This is a genomic window from Clostridioides sp. LIBA-2809 (assembly GCF_056688965.1).
Window position 1 is genome coordinate 981,681 of sequence record NZ_CP197004.1, and the last position, 22,239, is coordinate 1,003,919.

The following is a 22,239-nucleotide window of genomic DNA, read 5'->3' on the forward strand; positions in this document are numbered from 1 at the left end:
ACTAAATATATTTGTTTTTAGGGAGGTAATTTATGAGGTTTAGTAAAAAGATATTAGCGTTAGGTATTTCAGCATTATTATTAAGTGCTAGTTTTCCAGTATCAATAAATGCGCTAGATAAGATTGAAAATATTCAAGGGGTAGATAAATATGAGACAGCTGGGCTTATTTCAGATAAGCAAGATTTTACAACAGCAGTTTTAATTAACTCTGATTCTACAATGGTAGATGGTATTGCGGCTAGTGGTCTTGCAGGAGTAAATAATGCAGCTATTTTATTAACTAATAAGAATGATATACCAGAAGCAACATTGCAAAGATTAAATAGAGTTACTAAGATATATGTAATAGGTGGAGAAAATACTATAAGTAAAGATGTAGAAAAAATGTTACTTATGAGAAGAATGCAAGTTATAAGAATTGATGGAGTAGATAGAGTAGATACAAGTTATAAAATTGCAGGTGAAATAGAAAAAATTAAAAGCAGTGATAAGATGTTTTTAGTAAATGGATTTAAAGATGAAGCTGATGCAGTAAGCGTTGCATCTGTTGCCTATAGAGATGGGTCTCCTATAATATTGACAAAAGATATAGCTTCAGCGGAAGAAGATACGGATTTAGACCCATTATTCGGTGTTTCTCCTGTTCCAGTATATGCTATTGGAGGAGAGTCTACATTAAGCGATTACATAGTGAATAGATATAGAGCGACTAGAATTGGTGGTGTTGATAGATACCAAACTAATAAAAACGTGATTGAAAAGTTCTATAATGGAGCAAAAGAATTTTATGTAACAAGTGGAGATGATTTGGTTTATGCTCTAGTTGCATCACCACTTGCAAAAAATGCTCCTGTTGCTTTAGTTTCAAGTAAAAGTGATAAGAGTATATTAGAGGGAGCTAATAAAGTAACAGCAATAGGTATAAGTGATAAGAATATTATAGAGCAGTGTTTGAATGCTGTAAAAAAGTAATAGAGTGTTATTAGCAAAATAAATATGCATCTTGAAAAATTAGTATATTCATTTATAGTGGCATAGATTCTATAAGAAGGGGCTGTCTCAGAATAGAGATAGGCCTCTTTTTCGTTGTTGAAATGATAAAAATATATTTGATTTAATACAAAAAAGAGTGCCTCATTAACTAAACAGTTCATTTTGAGACACCCTCTTCTTTACTTATGTTACACAACTTTTATATAGAATAAATTTCATAAGAATTATCTTCTTTTAACTTTTCCAACCAAACCATTTCTAAAATATCTAGTTCTTCTAAGTAGTCTTTTTCAGTTTTATTATCATCATGTTTTATAAGTTCTAAGATTTCGAATGTAAAAGCTTTTTCTCCATGTTTTTTCCAATCGTTATTTAAATCTTTTATCATACAGGACCCAGCACTAAGCTGGAATTTGAGGGAGTTAAATTTGCTTTTTATATCGTTGCTCTTTCCGAAGTAAATCTTTTTGGTAATATCACTTTTTATTATAAATACACCAATGTCAAATTTCATTTCTTTATATAGTTGTTTTAATTCACGTTTTCTATCCATGTTTTAGATTCCTCTTTTCATAATTTGTATGTAATATGTAAAATTAAAAATATATTACATATTAATTATAAAGAGATTAATTTCAGATGTAAATAGTTTTTATAAATTTAATTATGAATTAATCTATAATATAAGAATATTAGGCTGACAGACTTAGTATATTTTGATGTGATATAAATATAAAAAGAATAGTTGACATGGTAGAAATTATAGAATAAACTAAAAATGTAATAGTAAAAAATATTTAATTATTACATTGGGAGGAGCGCACAATTATTATGAATAAAAAAATAGAATTAATAGGAAATTTTGCAAGTGATTGGATTAGATATAGTGATTATGAATATAAAATTACTGAAGACGATGAATTGTATATAGTACCAACTGAAGATGCTGTATTCACTATGTACAATCCATTTGATGTTGTAGATGATATAATAGTAGATATAATCTGTATAGGACAAGAAGCATTGCAAGATATACCAAAAGAGACGAAAGAAATGAGATTAAAAAAAGAAGTACTTGAATTTGTAAAAAAATATGGATTGTTGGGTTTAATTTATTCAAGTGTATATAATAGAGACATAGTTGGAGAAGAAAGAGTGCTGATGATTGAAAAGAACTATATTACAAAAGATAATATATTGAGTACTGATGAATATGTAAATATGTTTATACCATTTGCAAGTGATGACGATGTGTATTTTAAAAAATATAGACGAGGTATAGATGTATCAAAAAGAGAGGAATCGCCTAAGTTTTTTGGAAAAAGACCATTAATTTTAGATTTAGTGTTTTCAAGATTTTATACTGAACAATTAGACTGGATTGTAAGTTTTGCTAAGGATATGTGTAGACACTTTAATCAAGTTTGTGTATATAAAAATACATCAAATCTATTAACTGAAAGTGTTACTATTATGTCTGGAGGGTTTAATCCTCAAAAGATAGGTTTTTCTATAAGTCAATTGGATAAACCAACTATTGCATGGGAGTTTGACTCTCTAAAGACAGCGATTGAGACTATATATGCGTTTGCAATTACAAGTGAACCTCCTTCTTTAAATAAATGTAAGTATTGTGGTAAGATTTATATTCCTACAAATTCCAAATCTCAATATTGTTCACCTTCTTGTAGAAATTGTTCAAATGTAAAGAAAAGTAGAAGTAGAGCTAAAAAAGATAAATAAATTAATAAGGATATCATTGTTTAGATTTTAATTGTAAATAACTGTGGAATAAAAAGAAGTTATATAAAATTATATGTCTAGGTGATGGTATTTTTTTATTGAGAAATTTAATTAAGATACTAATTTTGAGTTGACAAAAACTACTTATGATAATATTATTATAAGTAGTTAGAAAAAAATAAATATACTAATTTAAATATAACATAAAAATATAAAAAAGTCAATAGAAAAAATAAAAAAAGGAGAATTTTAAATGATATCACCTATTATTTTGAGTTCTATGCATCAAGGTTTAAAAGAAATAGAAAGGAATGAATTGCTTGATACTAATAGAGAATCTAAGGCATATGGTTTAACCCTTTCAGAATCTGATGTAAAAGATATAATAACTTCAAGAAATTATACTTTAAAGGGGTATGGCAGGATAGAGTTGGATATAAAAGTTACAAAACAATTGATAGAATATATATATACATCACAGTTTACAAATATGGATGATTATTTAGAAACTATTAATGATATGCAAGAACTTTTTTATTATTTAAAAAATGAAACGGATGATAAGATATGTGATGATGAGATTATAGAAATGCTAGATGAACTTTATGAAAAATTTTCAGGAAATCTCGATAATGTAAGAGGAGAAGCAGATGAATTCGCAAAGAAGTTTAAGTTTGGAGAAGTTTAATATATGATAGGAGAGAGTAGCTATGTCAAATAATCTAAGCAATATTAATATAAATGAAAAAAATTTAATAAAAAATCAATATTCAATATCTTTGCTCAAGGAATGTCTAGACTGTAAAGTAATAGATGAAAGAGAAGTATATAGCATACAGCAAGAAATATCTCTAATACTCATAGATTTAATTAAAAAATATACAAATGGTCAAAGTACATCAGTAAGGACAGAAGTTGCTGAAAAGTTGTTGATTTCATTATGGTATGCTATTGATGCATATATAAATAAGCTAGAAAATTTAGAAAAGAGAGTTGTAGAGCTGACTGCTAAAAATATAAAAAACATGTATCTAGAAGGTATTAAAATATTAGAAAATGATTTAATTGAGTTAGAGAGTTTTTATAAATTAATGATAAATAGAAAGTTAGATACCAACTCAATAGCCTATAATGATACTTTGGTAGAATTATCAAGCTTCTTTAAAAATTATGTTATAAAATTTGAAGCTTATGACATTCCAGTGAGTATAGATTATCCATTGGCATTAGACGATATGGATGTTCAAGGTATCTATTATGTAAAGAATTATATCGAGAGTATAGACATAGAAAATAGGTTTTGTAATTTATTTAAGAAGAAAGATAGAGAAAAATTATTTTATGATTATGGAGTGACTTATAAAATAGATTGTGATGTCATACTTATAAATTTATTTGAACTTATTATAAATAATTGTATTTTTTCTACGATTTTAGGAAATGAAGTAACTAATCTAGAAATCTCAGAATATGAATATGAGTTTTTAGAAAAACAGTTTAAAAACATATACAATAATAATGTTGAAGATGAAGTTAGGGATTATGAGGAAAATAATATAGTTGAATTGATTGATGCAGATAATAATTTAAATTATAGTGATTTTGAAGAAGTTAATAGAAAAATTAGAAGAAATAAAAAGATAACCTCATTACTTATGCAAGCAATTGAAGTATTAATAAAAAGATTAAGTATAGAAGATGAAGTAATGATAAGATATATTAAAAGATATGAAAATATATTTATTGAATCTGTGCTGAGTTCAATAAAAAATGATACTTTTAAAAGTATGATAACTGTAAGTAGTAGTGCAAATGAGTCTTTAGAGAATTACATTATTGATGATGAACGTAAACTAGACGATGAATCATTTAGAGAGATATTCAATCAAATATTAGATAGTACATCTATAGTTGAAAAAATAAGAATAATAAAGGAAAATATCAATGCTAAAAAAGATTTTGTTGATATTCTTGAAGCGGAATGTTTATTCGGAGAAGAGTATTTAATGTTGTTTGCATCATTAAGTGAATTAGAATTGGCAATATTGGGTAGTGTTGTATTTTGTGAGGACATAATAATGAAAGAAATTAATTTATTAGAATTTATATTAAATAAGAAAACTGAAACTACATTATGGAAAATGAAATACATTGAATTTATGAAGATACAAAATGAAGAGAAGATACAATCTATAGAAGAATATATGAATCAAATTAATTAACAAAAAATTATGAATAAATAGAATGTTAGTATATAATATAATCTGTAAAGCATATCAAAAATACATATATCTGGAGGGAATTATGAAAGAGTATATCATAAATAATATTGAAGAAATAAGAGAAGAACTAATAGACTTGTCTAAAAAAATATGGGAAAATCCAGAACTAGCTTTTGAAGAAAAGTATGCAAGTAACATTCAAAAAGAATATCTAAAATCAAAGGGATTTGAAATTGAAGAAGTAGAAAATCTACCTACTGGATTTATAGCAAGTTTTGGAGAAGGTAAGCCAGTGATTGGAATACTTGGAGAATATGATGCTTTACCAGAGTTGTCACAATCTGTAAGTACAGAAAAAAAGCCATTGGTAGAAGGTGAAGCAGGTCATGGATGTGGGCATAATCTGCTAGGTGTAGCAGGTGTAGGAGCGGTTGTTTCTATAAAAAAATTAATAGAAGAAAATAAGTTTAATGGAACAATAAAATATTTTGGTTGTCCTGCTGAAGAAGAAGGTGGGGGAAAGACCTATATGTGTGTAAATGGATGTTTTGATGACGTAGATTGTGCATTTACATGGCATCCTTTTGATATAAACGCACCTTGGAGAGGAGGAAGTCTAGCAAACTTATCTATAAAGTTCAAGTTTAAAGGAATAACAGCACATGCAGCTCAAGCTCCACATAATGGTAGAAGTGCACTCGATGCTGTTGAAATTATGAATGTTGGAGCAAATTATTTAAGAGAACATGTTATTGATTCTATAAGAATGCACTATGTTATAACTAATGGTGGTGGAAGACCTAATGTAGTCCCTGGTTTTGCTGAGAGCTGGTATTTTATTAGAGGGAAAAAAGCAAAGGATGCAGAGCATGTTCTTGATAGATTGATAAAAGTGGCACAGGGAGCAGCAATGATGACAGAAACTGAGATGGAGTATACTGTTACAGATGGAATATATGATTATATACCAAATCAATGTTTGACTGATTTGGTTTACAATAATATGGTTTTTGTTGGTTGCCCTAAAGCTACTCCTGAAGAAGAAGAATTTGCTAAAAAACTATGTGAAACTCTTACTAGAGAAGAAAGACTAGGTGTAGCAACATCATTACAAAATGATAAATCTATCGTAGAAAGTTATATACATCAGGAGATAGTTGATGGAGACCAAGATAAAGGACTAGCTGGCTCTACTGATGTTGGAGATGTAAGTTATGTTATACCAGTGGCTCAATTTGCAATGGCGGCATGGCCTGTTGGAATTGCAAGTCATACATGGCAGTCATGTTCATCAGCAGGTTCAAGCATGGGATTTTCTGCTATGATAAATTCAGCTAAAGTGTTGGCTTGTAGTGCTTATGATGTATTTATGAATACTGAAATTATTAATGAAGCAAAAACTGAATTTGACAAATCATTAGATGGACAAAAATTTAAACCATTGGTATAATCTTGGTAATAAAATATTTCTGGGGGGAATAACTATGAGAGAAAAGGTTGAAAAAGTACTTGAAGAAAAGATAAAACCAGTATTACAAAGAGATGGTGGAGATGTAGAACTTATAGATGTAAATGAAAATGGCGTAGTTTTAGTTAGATTACAAGGTGCATGTAGTGGATGCCCAGGAGCAACTATGACAATAAAAGCCATTATTGAAAATGTTTTAGTGAGTGAAGTTCCAGGAGTAACTCAAGTATTAGGTGTTTAATAAATAAATTTTATACATAAGTATATATAAATCAATTTAAAAAGTTATTTAAAATATAATATAATATATAAAAAGTGTGTAAGTGTATATTTACTTTCTTACACACTTTATTTTATATATTTTACTACATATCTATTATCCAGCCATGCCAATAAACATACCTATAAAGTATGGAATTAGCCATATAGTCCATACAACTATACTAAATTTATGGAAGAATTTTTTCTTATCTTCATCATCTTTATATAGGACAAAGGTAGCCCAACCTGCATGAAAAAGCATAAGTACGATTGCAAGAAGACCTGTTATACTATGAAGGTTTTGAGATAAAGCGGATTTTACATAAAATGTATTGCTTTTAGCTATGTTACTCATTGTAAATGTTCCTAAAGTATCAAATATCAAACCAAGCCAAAATATGATTACATGCTTCTTTTTTAAAATTTTAGCTTTCCTTTCTCCAAATACACCTATAGTGTAAAAAATTAAAGCTGATGTTATAAATACTATTGCAAGTATTAATTTAGAATTCATAATTATCTCTCCTTTATTTTTGCTAATATATTTCTAAGATTTTTTACTAAGTCATTTAATTCTTGTTCATCACAGTTTTTAAAGATATCATCAAAACTTTCCTGCATTTTAGTTTTAAAACTTGTGGCAAATTCAAGTCCTGATGTTGTAAATTTAACATATGTATTTCTTTTATCCTCAGATTTCTTGAATTTTTCTATATATCCAATCTGTTCTAATCTGCTGATTATACCTGAAACTGTACCCTTAGCTAGAGACATTTCATCACATAATTGTGATATTGTAAGCTCTTGATTATGAGCTATTAGTTTTATAACTATAATCTGTTGATGTGTCAATCCATTCTCTTTAAAATTTTCTTCTACTGTGTACATAGTTTTAGAATAGAGTTCTTTTAAAAGCATAGCTATTCTAAAACAATCATAATTAGTCTTCAATAAAATCACCTCTTAAATAGTTTGCATAGAAACTAATATAATATAATTTATCAATATAGTCAACCTAAAAATTAATAATTTTATACTAAATAGTGGAAAATGCTGTATAAAAATTTTATTTTAGGTATAAATAAAATAATTTGATGAAATTTTAACAATTTTTAAAAAGTTTGTTTACACAGTGAATAAATGATGCTAAAATTAACTCATAGATAAATAGTGAAAATTTAATTATTTAATGATAATGAAACCACGAAGGTTTTAACGTTACTTTACGTTTGCTTTTATGTGGTTTTTTTTATTGCAACAAAGGGGGAATTGGGGTTTGTTAAAGGATGTACTGAAAAAGTTGTTGCAGTTTATTTTAGTAATGTTTTTATTATCGTTTGTTGTTTTTTATATAGCAAGACTTGCTCCAGGAGACCCATTAATCTCTTACTATGGAGATGGGGTAGAAAGAATGAGTACTCAAGAAAAAGAAAATGCCATGAGAAAACTCGGTTTGGACGAACCAATATACAGTCAATATGTAAAATGGATTTCAAATGCATCAAAAGGGGAATTTGGAATTTCATTTAAATATAAACAAAATGTTACTTCTGTTATAAATGATGTCTATATAAATACTATAATATTAGGTGGTTCAGGGTATATACTTACCTTTGTACTAGCTTTATTGTTAGGCATATTTTGTACACTACATGAAGATAAGCTCATTGATAGAATTATATGTAAACTAGGAACAATAACCAACTGTATTCCATCATTTTGGGTTGCTTTGGTACTTATACTCATATTCAGTATAAACCTAAACATACTTCCAAGCAGTGGTGCTTATGCAATGGGAGAGGAGACCAGTATATTAAGTAGGATATCGCATTTAATCTTACCTCTTACAGTACTTATATTGAGTCACTTATGGTATTACACATATATGATAAGAAATAAATTGCTAGAAGAAATAAGAGAAGATTATGTACTGTTATGTAAAGCAAAAGGTTTAAATAATAGAACCATTGTTTTTAAGCATTGCCTGAGAAATATAATGCCATCATATATCAGTATAATGGCCATTTCAATACCTCACATATTGGGAGGAACTTATGTAGTTGAAAAAGTTTTTTCTTACCCAGGGTTAGGAACTCTTTGTTTTGAAAGTGCAAAGTATCATGATTATAATATGTTATTAGTTTTATGCTTAATAACAGGGGCTTTAGTAGTATTTGGTAATATGCTAGCTCAAATTATAAACAATAAAATAGACCCTAGAATGAAATATGATAGAGGTGATACTAATGAAGCCACAATGTAGTGATTTTGAAATTGTAGGAGAAAATTATATTTTAGTAGCAGAAGAGGAACATGTAGAAACAAAGAAAACCTTATTAAACAAAATTAAAGAATTACCATATATATCAATTATTATTTTATCAATTATTATTATTGGAAGTGTGTTTTCATCTTTCATAATGACACATGAACCAACCTACATGGATTTAGTAAGCTCTAATTTAGCTCCAAATAAAACTTTTTTATTTGGAACAGATTCAATGGGTAGAGATATATATTCTATGATATGGTATGGAGGAAAAATATCTTTATTTATAGGATTATTTTCTACTGTAATATCAACTTGTATAGGAGTTATTTATGGAAGTATAAGTGGCTCAGCATCTGAACTTGTAGATGATGCAATGATGAGATTTACAGAAATCATCCTTAGTATACCTTCAATATTAATCATAATATTTGTACAAGCTATACTTGGAAATTCGAGTCCAATATCTATGTCTATAGTAATAGGGATAACAAGTTGGATGAACATATCTAAGATTGTAAGAACAGAGGTTAGGCAAATAAGAAATAGCGAATACATATTAGCAGCTAAAAGTATGGGAGGAGGATTCTTCTATACACTAAAGCAACACTTACTTCCAAATTTTGTAGCATCAATAATGTTTATGGTTGTAACAAATATAGGTGCAGCTATTGGGACTGAATCAACACTAAGTTTTTTAGGAATAGGTCTACCAATAGAAATTGTTTCTTGGGGAAGTATGTTATCTTTATCAGAAGAAGCATTACTTTCAAATAGATGGTGGATTATACTGATTCCAGGTATATTTTTAGTTACTACATTGGTGTGTATAACTAATATAGGTAATTATATAAGAAAAAATAATAATAAAAAATCTAGTAATTTATAAATCAGCATTTGAGAACTAAATAAGCAAATACTGAGGTATTTGAAATATCTATTTAAATAAATGGGGTCAAAGCTTTGAAAAATATTTTATAAAAAGCAAAAGGGGGAGCATCATGAAATTAAAGAAGTTAAAAGTTTTAAGTTTAGTAATGATACTTAGTCTAATGGCAGGTTGTTCTAGTGGAGGAGACAAAGATAAAAAAGCAGATACATCTAAAGATGGAAAGGTGCTTGTTTATGGAAGTAATGACTACACAAGTATAAATCCTGCACTATATGAGCATGGGGAGATAAATTCACTAATATTTAATGGATTAACAGCTCATGATGAAAATAATAAAATAGTTCCTTGTTTAGCAAAGGACTGGAAATTTGATGAGGCAACAAATACATATACTTTTAATTTAAGAGATGATGTTAAGTGGCATGATGGAGAGAAATTTACAGCAAATGATGTTAAGTTTACAATAGAAACTATAATGAAACCAGAGAATGCTTCTGAAATAGCATCAAATTATGAAGATATAACAAAAATTGATGTAGTTAATGATAATACTATAAAAATCACTTTAAAAGCTCCAAATACAGCGATGCTTGATTATCTTACAATAGGAATATTACCAAAACATGTATTAGAAGGTAAGGATATAGCTACTGATGAATTTAATCAAAAACCAATAGGAACTGGACCATTTAAACTTGAAAAATGGGATAAAGGTCAAAGTATAACACTTGTTAAAAATAGTGATTATTTCGTAAAAGAGCCAGGTTTAGATAAAGTAGTATTTAAAATTGTTCCAGATGATAAGGCTAAAGCAATGCAATTAAAATCAGGAGAATTAGACTTAGCTCAAGTAACTCCTAAGGATATGTCTAATTTTGAAAAAGATGAAAAGAACTTTAAAATAAATATAATGAAAACAGCAGATTATAGAGGTATATTATACAATTTTAATTCTAAGTTCTTTAAAGATGAAAAAACTAAAGGATTACCAAATGCTTTAAGCTATGCAATAGATAGAAAAGCAATAGTTGATAGCGTATTATTAGGACATGGTGTGCCAGCATATTCACCTTTACAAATGGGAGAATATAATAATCCTGATATAGAGAAGTTTGAATATAACCCAGAAAAAGCTAAACAAGAAATTGAAAAATTAGGATGGAAATTAGGTTCTGATGGAATTTATGAAAAAGAAGGTACTAAATTAGCTTTTGAAATAACAGCAGGAGAGAGTGACCAAGTTAGAGTTGATATGGCTAAAATATGTGCACAACAGTTAAAAGAAATAGGTGTGGATGCTAAAGCTGTGGTTGTAACTGAAACAGATTGGGCTAATCAAGATGCTCATTTAATAGGTTGGGGAAGTCCATTTGACCCAGATGACCATACATATAAAGTGTTTGGAACAGATAAAGGTTCAAATTACAATGCTTACTCTAATCCTACTATAGATACAATACTTCAAAAAGCAAGAGAAACAGAAAATAAAGATGAAAAGTTAAAGTTATATAAACAATTCCAAGTAGAAATGACTAAAGATATGCCTTATACATTTATTGCTTACATAGATGCAATCTATGTTGGAAAACCAAATATCAAAGGGCTAACACCTGATACAGTTCTAGGTCATCATGGTGTAGGTATATTCTGGAACATAGCTGATTGGACAATTGAATAATAGTTAAATTAATTAGAAACCTTAGGGATAAAAATATATCCCTAAGGTTTGAATAGCATAGGGGTTGATGGTTTTTGGAACATTTATTGGAGGTTAATAATCTATCTGTAAGTTTTAAAGTAGAAGAAGGAGAAGTACAGGCTGTAAGAAATGTATCTTTTAATCTAAAAAAAGGTGAGACATTGGCTATAGTTGGAGAATCTGGTTGTGGTAAATCTGTATTATGTAAGAGCTTAATAAGGATACTCCCATATAATGGATATATTAAAAATGGAGAGATTTTACTTAAATCAAATGATTTAGTTAACAAGTCTGAAAAAGAGATGGAGTCTATCAGAGGAAAGAATATGTCAATGATATTTCAAGACCCTATGACGTCTCTTAATCCAACTATATCAATAGGAAAGCAAATAGCAGAAGCTATAGTGATTCATCAAGGTATAAGTAAAAGTGAAGCTAAAAAAAGAGCTATGGAACTTATTGAATTAGTTGGAATAGATAACCCTGAAAAGAGATTTAAACAATTTCCACATCATTTTTCTGGTGGGATGAGACAACGTATAGTAATAGCTATAGCACTTGCTTGTAATCCAGATGTATTGATTGCTGATGAGCCTACAACAGCCTTAGATGTAACTATACAAGCTCAAATAATTGACTTAATAAAGGATTTACAAGATAAGATAGGTTTATCAATAATATTTATAACTCATGATTTAGGCGTAGTTGCAACTATAGCTGATAGAATAGCAGTCATGTATGCAGGAAAGATTGTAGAAATAGGAACAGTAGAAGATATATTTTACGACCCTAGGCATCCATATACTTGGGGTTTATTAGGCTCATTACCTACTTTAGATTCACAGGATGACTATTTATATAATATACCTGGTATGCCTCCGAATTTATTAAATCCTCCAAAAGGAGATGCGTTTGCAGTAAGGAATAAAAATGCTCTTAAAATAGATTATGAAAAAGAACCGCCGATGTTTAAAATTAATGATACACATAGTGCGGCAACTTGGTTATTGCATCCAGATGCACCTAAAGTAGATATACCAGTTAGAGTAAATTGTGGAAGGGTGATTTCTAATGAATAGAGAAAAAATACTAGAAATAAAAAACTTAAAACAATATTTTCATTTGGATAAAAGTACTACTGTAAAGGCAGTTGATGATATAAGTTTTGATATATATAAAGGTGAGATATTTGGATTAGTAGGAGAGTCAGGTTCAGGAAAATCTACAACTGGCAAAACTATAATAAGATTACATGAATCTACTGGTGGAGAAGTAATTTACAAAGGAAATTGTATCTCAGATAAAAAAACGTATAAATTTATAAAAAAAGATGTAAATAAAAGCATGCAGATTATTTTTCAAGATTCTACTTCATCATTAAATCCACGTATGACAATTGCAGATATAATTTCAGAACCACTAAAAATTCAAGGTGTCTGTAAAAATAAAACAGAGAGAATGAATAAAGTATATGAGATGTTAAATCTAGTTGGACTTGATAGAAGTTATGCAAATAAGTATCCTTCTGATTTTTCAGGTGGACAAAGACAGCGTATTGGCATAGCACGAGCTCTTTCAGTAGACCCAGAATTTATAATAGCTGATGAACCTATAGCTTCTTTAGATGTATCTATACAAGCGCAAATTGTAAATTTATTTAAGAAATTACAACAAGAAAAGAATTTGACTTGTTTATTTATAGCGCATGATTTATCTATGGTGAGACATATTAGTGACCGTATAGGAGTTATGTATAATGGAAAATTAGTAGAATTAGCAAGTTCAAATGAATTATATAATAATCCTATTCATCCGTATACAAAATCTTTGCTTTCTGCAATTCCTATTCCTGACCCTAAGTATGCTAAGGCAAAAAATAGAGTAGAGTACAATTCTAATATATCTAATTGTTCAAATGAGAAGTCATTGAGTTGGATTGAAGTTTCAGAGGGTCACTTTGTATATTCTTCTAAAGCAGACATAAATAAATACCAAGAAAATTTAAAAGTTGTTTAGTATAAGGTCACTCTAAGTAATGGCTGATTATTTTAACTATAAACTAAAAACCTATTTTTGGAAAAATTTTAAAACCATTCCAAAAATAGGTTTTTTTATTTCCATTTTTCAAATATAATAAAATTAAAAACAAGGAAAATATATTATTCAGAAAATACCATAAAATTTTTAAAATAGAAATATAGAAAAATGACCAATAATACTAATGTTTCTAAAAGAATTCTATATAGGTAAGCAAAGGAGCATTAAGAAACTGCAGTTAGAATCAGAGAATAAGGTTTATTAAAAATAAATAAAGCGAATATAAAAGCTTTAGCTAATAAAATATTACAAATGTGGAGGGAGGGCGTAATGATATATAAAAAAGATAAAGTAATGGAAGTTTTAAAATCATCATATAGAGAGAATGGAAAAGGTATTACAGCTAATCGATTGTCAGAAAAAACTGGAATAGCAAGAAACAATATAAGTACATATTTAAATCAATTATTCAATCAAGGGATGGTTACAAAGATAAAAGGAAGACCTGTATACTATATCCCTGCAAATGTTAATATTGATAAAGAGGAATCGTTTGATGCACCAAAAGAAATAAAAATAGAAACTAAAATAAAAAAAGATAGTTTTGAAACCTTAATAGGTAGAACACAAAGTTTAAGACCTATAATAGAAAAATGTAAAGTCGCAATGCTCTATCCTACAAATGGACTCCATACCATTATCTATGGAGAAACAGGAGTAGGAAAAAGTATGATTGCTAGGTACATGTATGATTATTCTATAGATAGTGGAATTAGAGGAGAGAAAGCACCCTTTGTAACATTTAACTGTGCAGATTATGCAAATAACCCACAATTACTTATGGGACATATTTTTGGAGTAGAACAAGGTGCCTACACAGGAGCAGAATCTTCAAGAAAGGGACTTTTAGAGATTGCAAATGGAGGGATACTTTTTTTAGATGAAATTCATAGGTTACCAGCAGAAGGGCAAGAAATGTTGTTTACTTTTATAGATAAAGGAACATTTAAAAGACTAGGAGATGCAACTAAGGAAAGAGAGTCTAAGGTGTTAATAATATGCGCTACTACAGAAAATCCAACATCAACATTATTAGACACATTTAATAGAAGAATACCTATGAAAATAGAAATACCTTCATTGAGAAATAGAACTATGATTGAAAGAATAGAATTAGTTAAAAATTTTTTTAAGCAAGAATCAAAAAGTATTTCTATTTCTATAAAAGTACATAGGGAAATAATTAAATCATTACTACTTTATGATTGTAAAAATAATGTAGGTCAACTTCAAAATGATATAAAGTTAGCTGTTGCAAATGGATACTTAAGATATAAAATAAACAATAAAGAGCCAATTTATATAGAGAAAAAATACTTTGATAAGTCGATAAATGAAGTGAATGATGATTATAGAGATAAGTCTATTAAAGCAGATGAAGTTATAACACATGGAATAGAATTTTTTATATTCACACCATTAGGAGAAGAGGAAATTATTAAATATGATGACATGAATATTATTAATGCAGTAAATTCTAATCTTAATGAATCTGTAGAAATGAATATGGCAGATGCCCAATTATTCAATGATGTTAAGTTTAAAAATATGTGTAAATCAATAAGACAAATTATTAAAGAAGATGAAGAAATAAATATAAATGAATCAATATTTAGGTCAATGGCAATATACATAAAAAATGTATTAGATAAAAGTAATTCTACAAATAACATAGACTTAAATCAAATTAGAAGAAATAATAGAAGTGAATTTAAGACAGCCTTAAAAATAGTTGGAATAATTGAGAATGAATTTGATTTATTTTTATCTATAGAAACTGTGGCATATATTACATTATTTATAGTACAAGCTAAACAAGAGGAACAAAATAAAATAGTGAATAAGCTTAATATTATAGTTGCTATGCATGGAGAAACTACAGCAAGTAGTATGGTTAAAGCAGTTAGTGATATTATTGGAGAATGTAGTGCTATTTCGTTTGATATGAAGTTAGATAAAAGCTATGACAAAGTAATTATAGATTTTAAAAAACTGATTAACAGTATAGACAATAAAGATATACTACTATTTACAGATATGGGTTCATTAAATTCTTTTGATGAAATTATAAAGAAAGAAAAAAAGTGTGATATAAGAGTAATTCCTATGGTGACCACATTAACTGTGTTAGAAGCAGTTCAAAAAGCTAACATGGGGCTATCATTAAATGATGTATATAATTCCATTGTCAATACAAGAAAGTACTATTTTGGAGCTAATGAAATTCAAAATAAAGAAAACTTATCTAAAACAATTATTATAGCATCGCATGTTTCAGAGGGTGTAGATAACAAGACAAGAAAAATACTAGAAGAAAAAATGAATAGGTATTTAGATGGAATAGATATTATATCTGTACCATATAAAACAGAAAAAGATTTAAGTTTAAATATTGCAAAACTAAAAGAAAGCAGTAATGTTGTAGCATTAATCAATGAACAAAGAATTAATGTTAAAGGGATTGACTATATAAGTAAAAAAGATATAGATAAAGATGAAAATATAAATAAATTAAAAAATATTATAAAGATAAGTATTGGTTATGACGATGTAGTTGAAGGACTAAGAACCTCTCTAAAAAGTTCTAATTATAACAGAATATTTAAAGATATAAAATCTGTTTCGGATGAACTATTTTTAATATTTAATGTAGAAAAAAAATATGACAAAGTAATTGGGCTTATGATGCACTTGGCTTTCATGGTAGATGGATTAATTGGAAATACTAGAGTAATTGAAGAACTTGATAGAGAAAAAGCACTTAATTATGAAAAGAATTTAAGTAAGATAAAAAATATATTAGCTCAACTAGATAAAAAATACAACATAGAAATTAATAAAAAGGAATGTTATCAAATATTATTAATATTAGAGTATGTATAAATACTAAAAAAGATTACCAATAAGTATGAAAACTTATTTGGTAGTCTTTTTTAGTCTAAAATGACATTAATATTAGACACATACAAATAAATTTAGACAAAGTATCTGAGTATTGGCAATAAATATGATTGAAATAATCACATTTAAAAGTGTCTAAAAAAACTGGCACAATACTTGCTTTATATATTAATAAATAATATAAAGAATTAAAATTTAAATCAAAAGGAGTAAATAATATGCATGAGAAAATATTAAGAGATAAAAAGGCAAATGACCCATGGGCAAGAATGACTACAAGAAACGGATTTAGTGCAGATGAAATAATATCATCATTTCAAAAGGCCATAAGAAGAAATATGGTAGAAGAAGCATGCGAATTTGCGTATGAGTTATATATATCATCACCAGAATTAGAAGATAAGCTATGGAGAAGAATACTTACAATATCAGTTGAAGATATAGGAATGGGAGACCCATCAGCTATAATAATCATAAATAATTTAAATCAAGTGAGAAAGGAATATTCATATGCAGATGGAGATAGACCTTTATTTTTCATACATGCAATAAGATATCTTTGTGCATGTGAGAAAGATAGGTCAAGTGATTTATTAAAAAATATAATTATAAAAGGATTTGCAATGGGCAAAGTTCCAGAAATTATGGATGTGGCACTAGATAAGCATACATATAGAGGATTAGAAATGGGAAGGGATTCATTCCACTTTTTAAATGAAGCTAGTATAGTAATTCCAGAAAAAGAAGTAGATAATGATTATAAAGAAAGATACTTAAAAATATTAGAAGAATATAAACCAGAAGAAGCTATAGATACAGCCTTTAAATTTAATCACTGGCAGTACTAAAAATTAAAATAATAATTAGAGTATATAAAATAAAAAATAAAAGCGATTAAATATTGCAGGAGGGAATTTATTATGAATATTTTATTAGTATGTGCAAACGGAGCGTCAACAGGAGTACTCGTAGAAAAAATGAAAAGTTTTTGCAGTGAGCATGTAAAGTTAAAAACAAAGACTATAAATATAGATGCAACATCATTTGAAAATTTAAAATCATATATTCAAGTTAATGATATAGATGTAGTTCTTGTAGCACCACAGATTAGATTTAAAGAGGAAGATATAGTTGAAGCTTGCAAAAACCATAAAATAGCAGTTGGTGTAATAGATACTAAACATTATGGTCGTATGGATGCCCCTTCTGTCATGAAGTCGGCAATAGAGTTATATAAAAATAGATAATTAGGGAGAAAATAAACATGGAAGCACTTCAAAATAATTTGAGAAAATTTCTTCTTCCAATAGCACAAAAGATTGAAAGGCAAAGGCATCTTCAAGCTATAAAAGAAGGTATGATAAGCATCACCCCAGTAATAATTGTTGGTTCTTTAAGTATGTTATTTGTAGCACTAAATAATATGTTACCTGAAGGAAGTGCAAAAACTTTATTATCTGAGAATATGGATACATTACTTATTCCTAATAAATTTACTATGAGTTTATTATCTATATACTCAGCATTTTTTATAGCTCAAGCATTAGCTAAAAAATATAATCTTAATCATGTAGAAATAGGGATGACAGCCGTTATAGCACAACTTGTTGTATGCGGACAAGTAGTAGATGGTGCGTTAGATACAAGCTATTTAGACGCTCAAGGTTTATTTGTAAGTATATTAATAGCACTTTTAGTAGTTGATATTACTAAGTTTATGAATGATAAAAACCTTGTTATTAGATTTCCAAAAGAAGTACCAAGTGTAGTAAATAAAAGTTTTAGAAATTTAACACCAATGATAGTCTGTATAATGTTATTTACAGCAATAGCAGCAATAACTAAAAATGTACTAGGTCAACCCTTACCAGCTATTATAATGAATTTCTTGGCTCCAGCTATAAGTAGTGTAGACAATGTTTTTGCAGTAATTATAATACTTTTCATAACTCAATTACTATGGTTCTTTGGACTTCATGGGGCAGCAATAACTTCAAGTATATGGATGCCAATAGCAGCTACATATATGGCAGAAAATGCAACACTAATAGCAGCAGGAGGAGACCCAAAATATGTATTTACGATAGGATTTTACTATGGATTCCTACAAGTAACTGGGTCAGGAATAACTTTAGGGCTAGTATATCTTATGTCAAGAAGTAAGAGTAAGAGTTTAAACAGTATGGGAAAAGTTGTACTGTTACCATCATTATTTGGAATAAATGAGCCAGTAATATTTGGAACACCAATAGTTATGAATCCATATATGTTTGTACCATTTGTATTTGGCCCTGTACTAGTTGGAGCACTTAACTTTATGGCTCTAAAATTAGGATTAGTAGGATTGCCTATTGCAGAGCCACCAGGTTTTTTACCTCCAGGAGTTGCAGCATTTTTAATGACATTAGACTGGAAGGCTGTAGTATTAGTATTTGCAAGTATAATACTTATGACCTTGATATATTATCCATTCTTTAAGATAATGGAAAAAGAAGAATTAAACAAAAATGCAGAATTAGCTACGGAATTAAATGACGATAGCTTTGATTTTTAATTAGTCATTAGAAGGAGAAGGATATGATACCTGAAATAGAAGAAAAAGTATTTAGCATAATATCAGAATCAGGAGATGCTAAAAGTGATGTAATGATGTCTCTTAAAGAAATAAAAAAAGGTGACTATGATAAAGCGAAAAAACTTTTAGAATCAGCATCAGAAAAAATACAAACAGCATCAAAACATCATTTAGAATTACTATCAAATGCTATGGATAGTGAAGATAGTGGAACTAATTTTTTAGTTGTACACTCTGAAGACCATTATTCAAATGCATTATTTGCTCACTCTTTAGTATCTGAACTTGTAGACATATTTGAAATAATGGACCCAAGAAGTGATGAAAATTAATTTTCATATAGATAGTGCTTGAAGTTTGGCTATAGTTTATTAATTTAAAAAATTTAATAAATGAACTCCCTTTTACTTTAAAGTGCTAGTATTTATAAAGTTATTTATAAATATAGTAAATTTTTAAATAGAAAAGGAGAAATTGTTATGGAGAAGTTTTCAGTAGTAATAGCTGGAGGGGGAAGTACATATACTCCAGAAATCATATTAATGTTGTTAGATAATTTAGATAGGTTACCATTAAGAGCTATTAAATTATATGATAACGATGAAGAAAGACAAAATAAAGTAGCTAAAGCATGTGAAATATTAATAAAAGAAAAAGATTCTACTATAGAATATTTAGCAACAACATCCCCGAAAGAAGCTTATATAGATGTAGACTTTTGTTTAGCTCATATAAGAGTTGGAAAACTTGAAATGAGAGAACTAGATGAAAAAATACCTCTAAAGCATGGGATAGTTGGTCAAGAAACCTGTGGCCCAGGTGGAATAGCTTATGGAATGAGGTCTATAGAAGGTGTACTTGAAAATATAGACTATATGGAAAAGTATTCTCCAAACTGTTGGATGTTAAATTACTCTAATCCAGCATCTATAATAGCAGAAGCTGTTAGAAGGTTAAGACCCACTTCTAGAGTAATAAATATCTGTGATATGCCAATAGGTATGGAACATAGTATAGCGAAGATTGCAGGACTTGAATCTAGAAAAGATATGGATATAAGATACTTTGGATTAAATCATTTTGGTTGGTATACTTCAATTAAAGACAAAAAAGGAAATGAACTTTTGCCAAAGTTAGTAGAGCATATAAAAGAGTATGGATTTATAAATGGCGAAGAAGGAATGAAAAATAACAAGAAAGATAGTTGGTTTGAAACTAATTTATTTACTAGAGAAATAGTAAAAACAGATTTAACTACAATACCAAGTAGTTATTTAAAGTACTATCTATTCCCAGATTATGTTGTAAATCATTCTGATGTAAATTACACTCGTGCCAATGAAGTGATTGATGGAAGAGAAAAAGAGGTATTTAGCTCATGTGCATTAATAGAAAAGCAAGGGCATTCTACTGGTAGTGGACTTGAGATAGGAATACATGCAGAGTTTATAGTTGATTTAGCTACAGCTCTAGCTTTTAATACTCATGAACGTATGCTCTTAATAGTTCAAAATAATGGAGCTATAGAAAATATACAATCTGATGCAATGGTTGAGATTCCATGTATAGTTGGCAAAGACGGGTATGAACCATTATCAATAGGAAAAATACCAACATTTCAAAAGGGCTTAATAGAACAACAATTAGCAGTTGAAAAGTTAGTGGTTGATGCTTGGATTGAGAAATCATATAATAAACTGTGGCAAGCGCTTATGTTATCTAAAACAGTTCCAAGTGCAACAGTAGCAAAAGAACTATTAGATGATTTAATAAAAGCAAATAAAAATTATTGGCCAGAACTTAACTAATAATAATATATGTTTTTTTAGAATATTTAATTTATAAAGGTGTTAGCTTTAGAAGCTTTCACCTTTATTATTATTTAAAAATTTTACTATTAAAGTAATAACAAGTTGCATATTATTTTTATAAAGGTTTCTATAAAATACTTAAAATAATTCTATATTTTGTCTTTAAATATAATAATATTAAAAAATTTACACTTTTAACAGGATTTATGTAAGTGTTTATAGAAATAAATAAATATGTACATAATACATAATTATTTTATAATCCTAAAATATGAGAATGGAGAGATGGCTATGAAGTGGAGAGATTATGCTGATGATGTAAATTTATTTGAGGATTTTGATAAAAGTATCAAGCCTCTAACTGACGAACAAAGAAAGAAAAATATAAACACTTTAATTGCATATTTTTCAAAAGAAGTTCCTTCTAAAATATACAATTTATCAAATGATGAAATTAAGCCTAGAGATATACTTAGAGGACTTTTGAATGTATATCCACCAAAAGAAATTGCTCCAGAAATACTTAGTATGTTACATAATTTATTATTAATTGAATGTGAAGAAAGAGAGTTAGTAGATGTAAATGATATAGAAGAAGTAGAGGAAGGGATTGCCATATGGAGAGGTAATATAACAAATTTAAAAGCAGATGCAATAGTAAATGCTGCAAATAATAAGTTATTAGGGTGTCTACAACCTCTGCATTTATGTGTGGATAACGAGATACATTCATGTGCAGGTCCTAGACTTAGAGAAGATTGTGATAAAATAATAAAAAAACAAGGCCATTTAGAATATACTGGAGACGCTAAAATAACAAGAGGTTATTGTCTGCCTTCAAAATTTGTAGTACATACTGTTGGTCCTATTGTATCTGGTGGTCAGCCAAGCAAAGAACAGGAAAAACAACTGCTTCATTGTTACAAATCATGCCTAAATACTATAAAAGAAATTGATGAAATAAAAAACATTGTTTTTTGTGGAATTTCTACAGGAGTGTTTGGTTATCCAAAAAAAGAAGCAGCTAATCTTGCTGTAAGCAGAGTGAGACTATGGCTAAAAGAAAATCCTGAGAAAAATTTGAAAGTTGTATTTAATGTTTTTACTGAAGAGGAAGAAGAAAAATACAGAAGAATATTTAAATAATATTATATAATAAAATTCTAAGAATATTTATTACATAATATAATAGTTTATTAAAATTAAATAAAGTTTGTAAATTTAGTATGTTAATAGGTATAATAGAAATGATAAGAGTAGTATAAGTAGTTATTCTATTACTTAAAAAATATAATATAGGAAAATT

The 22,239-nt window shown here is 28.2% G+C and carries 21 protein-coding genes; 18 read left to right on the plus strand and 3 right to left on the minus strand.

The genetic code is table 11. The features are described 5' to 3' along the window. The first annotated feature begins 32 nt into the window (after positions 1–32). Positions 33–974, plus strand: a complete 942-nt coding sequence (locus ACTG44_RS04840) for a cell wall-binding repeat-containing protein (RefSeq protein WP_021383582.1) — start codon at positions 33–35, stop codon at positions 972–974. A gap of 220 nt (positions 975–1,194) precedes the next feature. Here the strand turns inward: ACTG44_RS04840 and ACTG44_RS04845 are convergent, their stop codons facing one another. Beyond that, positions 1,195–1,548 (minus strand): GIY-YIG nuclease family protein, encoded by a 354-nt coding sequence (locus tag ACTG44_RS04845; protein WP_021383576.1) that lies wholly within the window; start codon positions 1,546–1,548, stop codon positions 1,195–1,197. A 278-nt stretch (positions 1,549–1,826) separates the two neighbouring features. Here ACTG44_RS04845 and ACTG44_RS04850 point away from each other — a divergent pair, with 278 nt between their 5' ends. From ACTG44_RS04850 to ACTG44_RS04870, 5 genes are all read left to right on the plus strand, one after another. Then, entirely contained in the window at positions 1,827–2,738 is a 912-nt protein-coding gene (locus tag ACTG44_RS04850) for a CGNR zinc finger domain-containing protein (protein WP_479918275.1), read from the plus strand. 253 nt (positions 2,739–2,991) lie between these two features. Continuing rightward, the gene (locus tag ACTG44_RS04855) at positions 2,992–3,426 is read left to right on the plus strand and encodes a DUF6323 family protein (RefSeq protein WP_021383637.1); all 435 of its coding nucleotides are present in this window, start codon (positions 2,992–2,994) and stop codon (positions 3,424–3,426) included. A gap of 22 nt (positions 3,427–3,448) precedes the next feature. Then, on the plus strand, positions 3,449–4,960 hold the full coding sequence (locus ACTG44_RS04860) for a DUF6179 domain-containing protein (protein ID WP_479919935.1): 1,512 nt from the start codon (positions 3,449–3,451) through the stop codon (positions 4,958–4,960). Between the two features lie 82 nt (positions 4,961–5,042). Continuing rightward, positions 5,043–6,410, plus strand: a complete 1,368-nt coding sequence (locus tag ACTG44_RS04865) for a M20 family metallopeptidase (protein WP_479919936.1) — start codon at positions 5,043–5,045, stop codon at positions 6,408–6,410. A 34-nt stretch (positions 6,411–6,444) separates the two neighbouring features. Further along, positions 6,445–6,669 carry a NifU family protein gene (locus ACTG44_RS04870; RefSeq protein ID WP_009888660.1) on the plus strand — a complete coding sequence of 75 codons (225 nt, stop codon included), beginning with the start codon at positions 6,445–6,447 and terminating at the stop codon, positions 6,667–6,669. A 135-nt stretch (positions 6,670–6,804) separates the two neighbouring features. Here the strand turns inward: ACTG44_RS04870 and ACTG44_RS04875 are convergent, their stop codons facing one another. Further along, complete coding sequence (locus ACTG44_RS04875; RefSeq protein ID WP_021383588.1) at positions 6,805–7,203, minus strand: HsmA family protein; 399 nt, start codon at positions 7,201–7,203, stop codon at positions 6,805–6,807. Positions 7,204–7,205: 2 nt separating this feature from the next. Next, on the minus strand, positions 7,206–7,640 hold the full coding sequence (locus ACTG44_RS04880) for a MarR family winged helix-turn-helix transcriptional regulator (protein ID WP_479919937.1): 435 nt from the start codon (positions 7,638–7,640) through the stop codon (positions 7,206–7,208). A gap of 325 nt (positions 7,641–7,965) precedes the next feature. Here ACTG44_RS04880 and ACTG44_RS04885 point away from each other — a divergent pair, with 325 nt between their 5' ends. The 12 genes from ACTG44_RS04885 (at position 7,966) to ACTG44_RS04940 (ending at position 22,079) form a co-directional block, all read left to right on the plus strand. Next, positions 7,966–8,952: an ABC transporter permease gene (locus ACTG44_RS04885; RefSeq protein ID WP_479921399.1), complete on the plus strand. Its 987-nt coding sequence runs from the start codon at positions 7,966–7,968 to the stop codon at positions 8,950–8,952. Continuing rightward, positions 8,936–9,847: an ABC transporter permease gene (locus ACTG44_RS04890; protein WP_479921400.1), complete on the plus strand. Its 912-nt coding sequence runs from the start codon at positions 8,936–8,938 to the stop codon at positions 9,845–9,847. The genes ACTG44_RS04885 and ACTG44_RS04890 overlap by 17 nt, the downstream gene beginning before the upstream one ends. Before the next feature lie 112 nt (positions 9,848–9,959). Then, complete coding sequence (locus ACTG44_RS04895; RefSeq protein WP_479921401.1) at positions 9,960–11,528, plus strand: ABC transporter substrate-binding protein; 1,569 nt, start codon at positions 9,960–9,962, stop codon at positions 11,526–11,528. 74 nt (positions 11,529–11,602) lie between these two features. Beyond that, positions 11,603–12,628 (plus strand): ABC transporter ATP-binding protein, encoded by a 1,026-nt coding sequence (locus ACTG44_RS04900; protein WP_479921402.1) that lies wholly within the window; start codon positions 11,603–11,605, stop codon positions 12,626–12,628. Then, positions 12,621–13,565: an ABC transporter ATP-binding protein gene (locus ACTG44_RS04905; protein ID WP_479919939.1), complete on the plus strand. Its 945-nt coding sequence runs from the start codon at positions 12,621–12,623 to the stop codon at positions 13,563–13,565. The genes ACTG44_RS04900 and ACTG44_RS04905 overlap by 8 nt, the downstream gene beginning before the upstream one ends. 351 nt (positions 13,566–13,916) lie before the next feature. Beyond that, a complete protein-coding gene (locus tag ACTG44_RS04910) occupies positions 13,917–16,529 on the plus strand; it encodes a sigma 54-interacting transcriptional regulator (protein ID WP_479921403.1) in 2,613 nt (870 codons plus the stop codon). Between the two features lie 236 nt (positions 16,530–16,765). Next, positions 16,766–17,395 (plus strand): mgsA AAA+ ATPase, encoded by a 630-nt coding sequence (locus tag ACTG44_RS04915; RefSeq protein WP_021383615.1) that lies wholly within the window; start codon positions 16,766–16,768, stop codon positions 17,393–17,395. A 72-nt stretch (positions 17,396–17,467) separates the two neighbouring features. Next, on the plus strand, positions 17,468–17,794 hold the full coding sequence (locus tag ACTG44_RS04920) for an NAD(P)-dependent oxidoreductase (protein ID WP_479919940.1): 327 nt from the start codon (positions 17,468–17,470) through the stop codon (positions 17,792–17,794). 17 nt (positions 17,795–17,811) lie between these two features. Continuing rightward, positions 17,812–19,101: a PTS sugar transporter subunit IIC gene (locus ACTG44_RS04925; RefSeq protein ID WP_021383625.1), complete on the plus strand. Its 1,290-nt coding sequence runs from the start codon at positions 17,812–17,814 to the stop codon at positions 19,099–19,101. A gap of 23 nt (positions 19,102–19,124) precedes the next feature. Continuing rightward, positions 19,125–19,454: a PTS sugar transporter subunit IIA gene (locus ACTG44_RS04930; protein ID WP_479921404.1), complete on the plus strand. Its 330-nt coding sequence runs from the start codon at positions 19,125–19,127 to the stop codon at positions 19,452–19,454. Between the two features lie 147 nt (positions 19,455–19,601). Then, positions 19,602–20,930, plus strand: coding sequence for a 6-phospho-alpha-glucosidase (locus ACTG44_RS04935; RefSeq protein WP_479921405.1), 1,329 nt, complete (start codon positions 19,602–19,604; stop codon positions 20,928–20,930). A 294-nt stretch (positions 20,931–21,224) separates the two neighbouring features. Further along, positions 21,225–22,079 carry a protein-ADP-ribose hydrolase gene (locus tag ACTG44_RS04940; protein WP_021383563.1) on the plus strand — a complete coding sequence of 285 codons (855 nt, stop codon included), beginning with the start codon at positions 21,225–21,227 and terminating at the stop codon, positions 22,077–22,079. Positions 22,080–22,239: the final 160 nt, after the last annotated feature.

What these genes read in the sequence shown, in the direction of transcription:
- ACTG44_RS04840 (WP_021383582.1), top strand. Translation starts at nt 33, where the DNA reads ATGAGGTTTAGTAAAAAGATATTAGCGTTAGGTATTTCAGCATTATTA.
- ACTG44_RS04935 (WP_479921405.1), top strand. Translation starts at nt 19,602, where the DNA reads ATGGAGAAGTTTTCAGTAGTAATAGCTGGAGGGGGAAGTACATATACT.
- ACTG44_RS04905 (WP_479919939.1), top strand. Translation starts at nt 12,621, where the DNA reads ATGAATAGAGAAAAAATACTAGAAATAAAAAACTTAAAACAATATTTT.
- ACTG44_RS04915 (WP_021383615.1), top strand. Translation starts at nt 16,766, where the DNA reads ATGCATGAGAAAATATTAAGAGATAAAAAGGCAAATGACCCATGGGCA.
- ACTG44_RS04875 (WP_021383588.1), bottom strand. Translation starts at nt 7,203, where the DNA reads ATGAATTCTAAATTAATACTTGCAATAGTATTTATAACATCAGCTTTA.
- ACTG44_RS04920 (WP_479919940.1), top strand. Translation starts at nt 17,468, where the DNA reads ATGAATATTTTATTAGTATGTGCAAACGGAGCGTCAACAGGAGTACTC.
- ACTG44_RS04845 (WP_021383576.1), bottom strand. Translation starts at nt 1,548, where the DNA reads ATGGATAGAAAACGTGAATTAAAACAACTATATAAAGAAATGAAATTT.
- ACTG44_RS04940 (WP_021383563.1), top strand. Translation starts at nt 21,225, where the DNA reads ATGAAGTGGAGAGATTATGCTGATGATGTAAATTTATTTGAGGATTTT.
- ACTG44_RS04895 (WP_479921401.1), top strand. Translation starts at nt 9,960, where the DNA reads ATGAAATTAAAGAAGTTAAAAGTTTTAAGTTTAGTAATGATACTTAGT.
- ACTG44_RS04930 (WP_479921404.1), top strand. Translation starts at nt 19,125, where the DNA reads ATGATACCTGAAATAGAAGAAAAAGTATTTAGCATAATATCAGAATCA.
- ACTG44_RS04865 (WP_479919936.1), top strand. Translation starts at nt 5,043, where the DNA reads ATGAAAGAGTATATCATAAATAATATTGAAGAAATAAGAGAAGAACTA.
- ACTG44_RS04890 (WP_479921400.1), top strand. Translation starts at nt 8,936, where the DNA reads ATGAAGCCACAATGTAGTGATTTTGAAATTGTAGGAGAAAATTATATT.
- ACTG44_RS04925 (WP_021383625.1), top strand. Translation starts at nt 17,812, where the DNA reads ATGGAAGCACTTCAAAATAATTTGAGAAAATTTCTTCTTCCAATAGCA.
- ACTG44_RS04910 (WP_479921403.1), top strand. Translation starts at nt 13,917, where the DNA reads ATGATATATAAAAAAGATAAAGTAATGGAAGTTTTAAAATCATCATAT.
- ACTG44_RS04870 (WP_009888660.1), top strand. Translation starts at nt 6,445, where the DNA reads ATGAGAGAAAAGGTTGAAAAAGTACTTGAAGAAAAGATAAAACCAGTA.
- ACTG44_RS04850 (WP_479918275.1), top strand. Translation starts at nt 1,827, where the DNA reads ATGAATAAAAAAATAGAATTAATAGGAAATTTTGCAAGTGATTGGATT.
- ACTG44_RS04855 (WP_021383637.1), top strand. Translation starts at nt 2,992, where the DNA reads ATGATATCACCTATTATTTTGAGTTCTATGCATCAAGGTTTAAAAGAA.
- ACTG44_RS04860 (WP_479919935.1), top strand. Translation starts at nt 3,449, where the DNA reads ATGTCAAATAATCTAAGCAATATTAATATAAATGAAAAAAATTTAATA.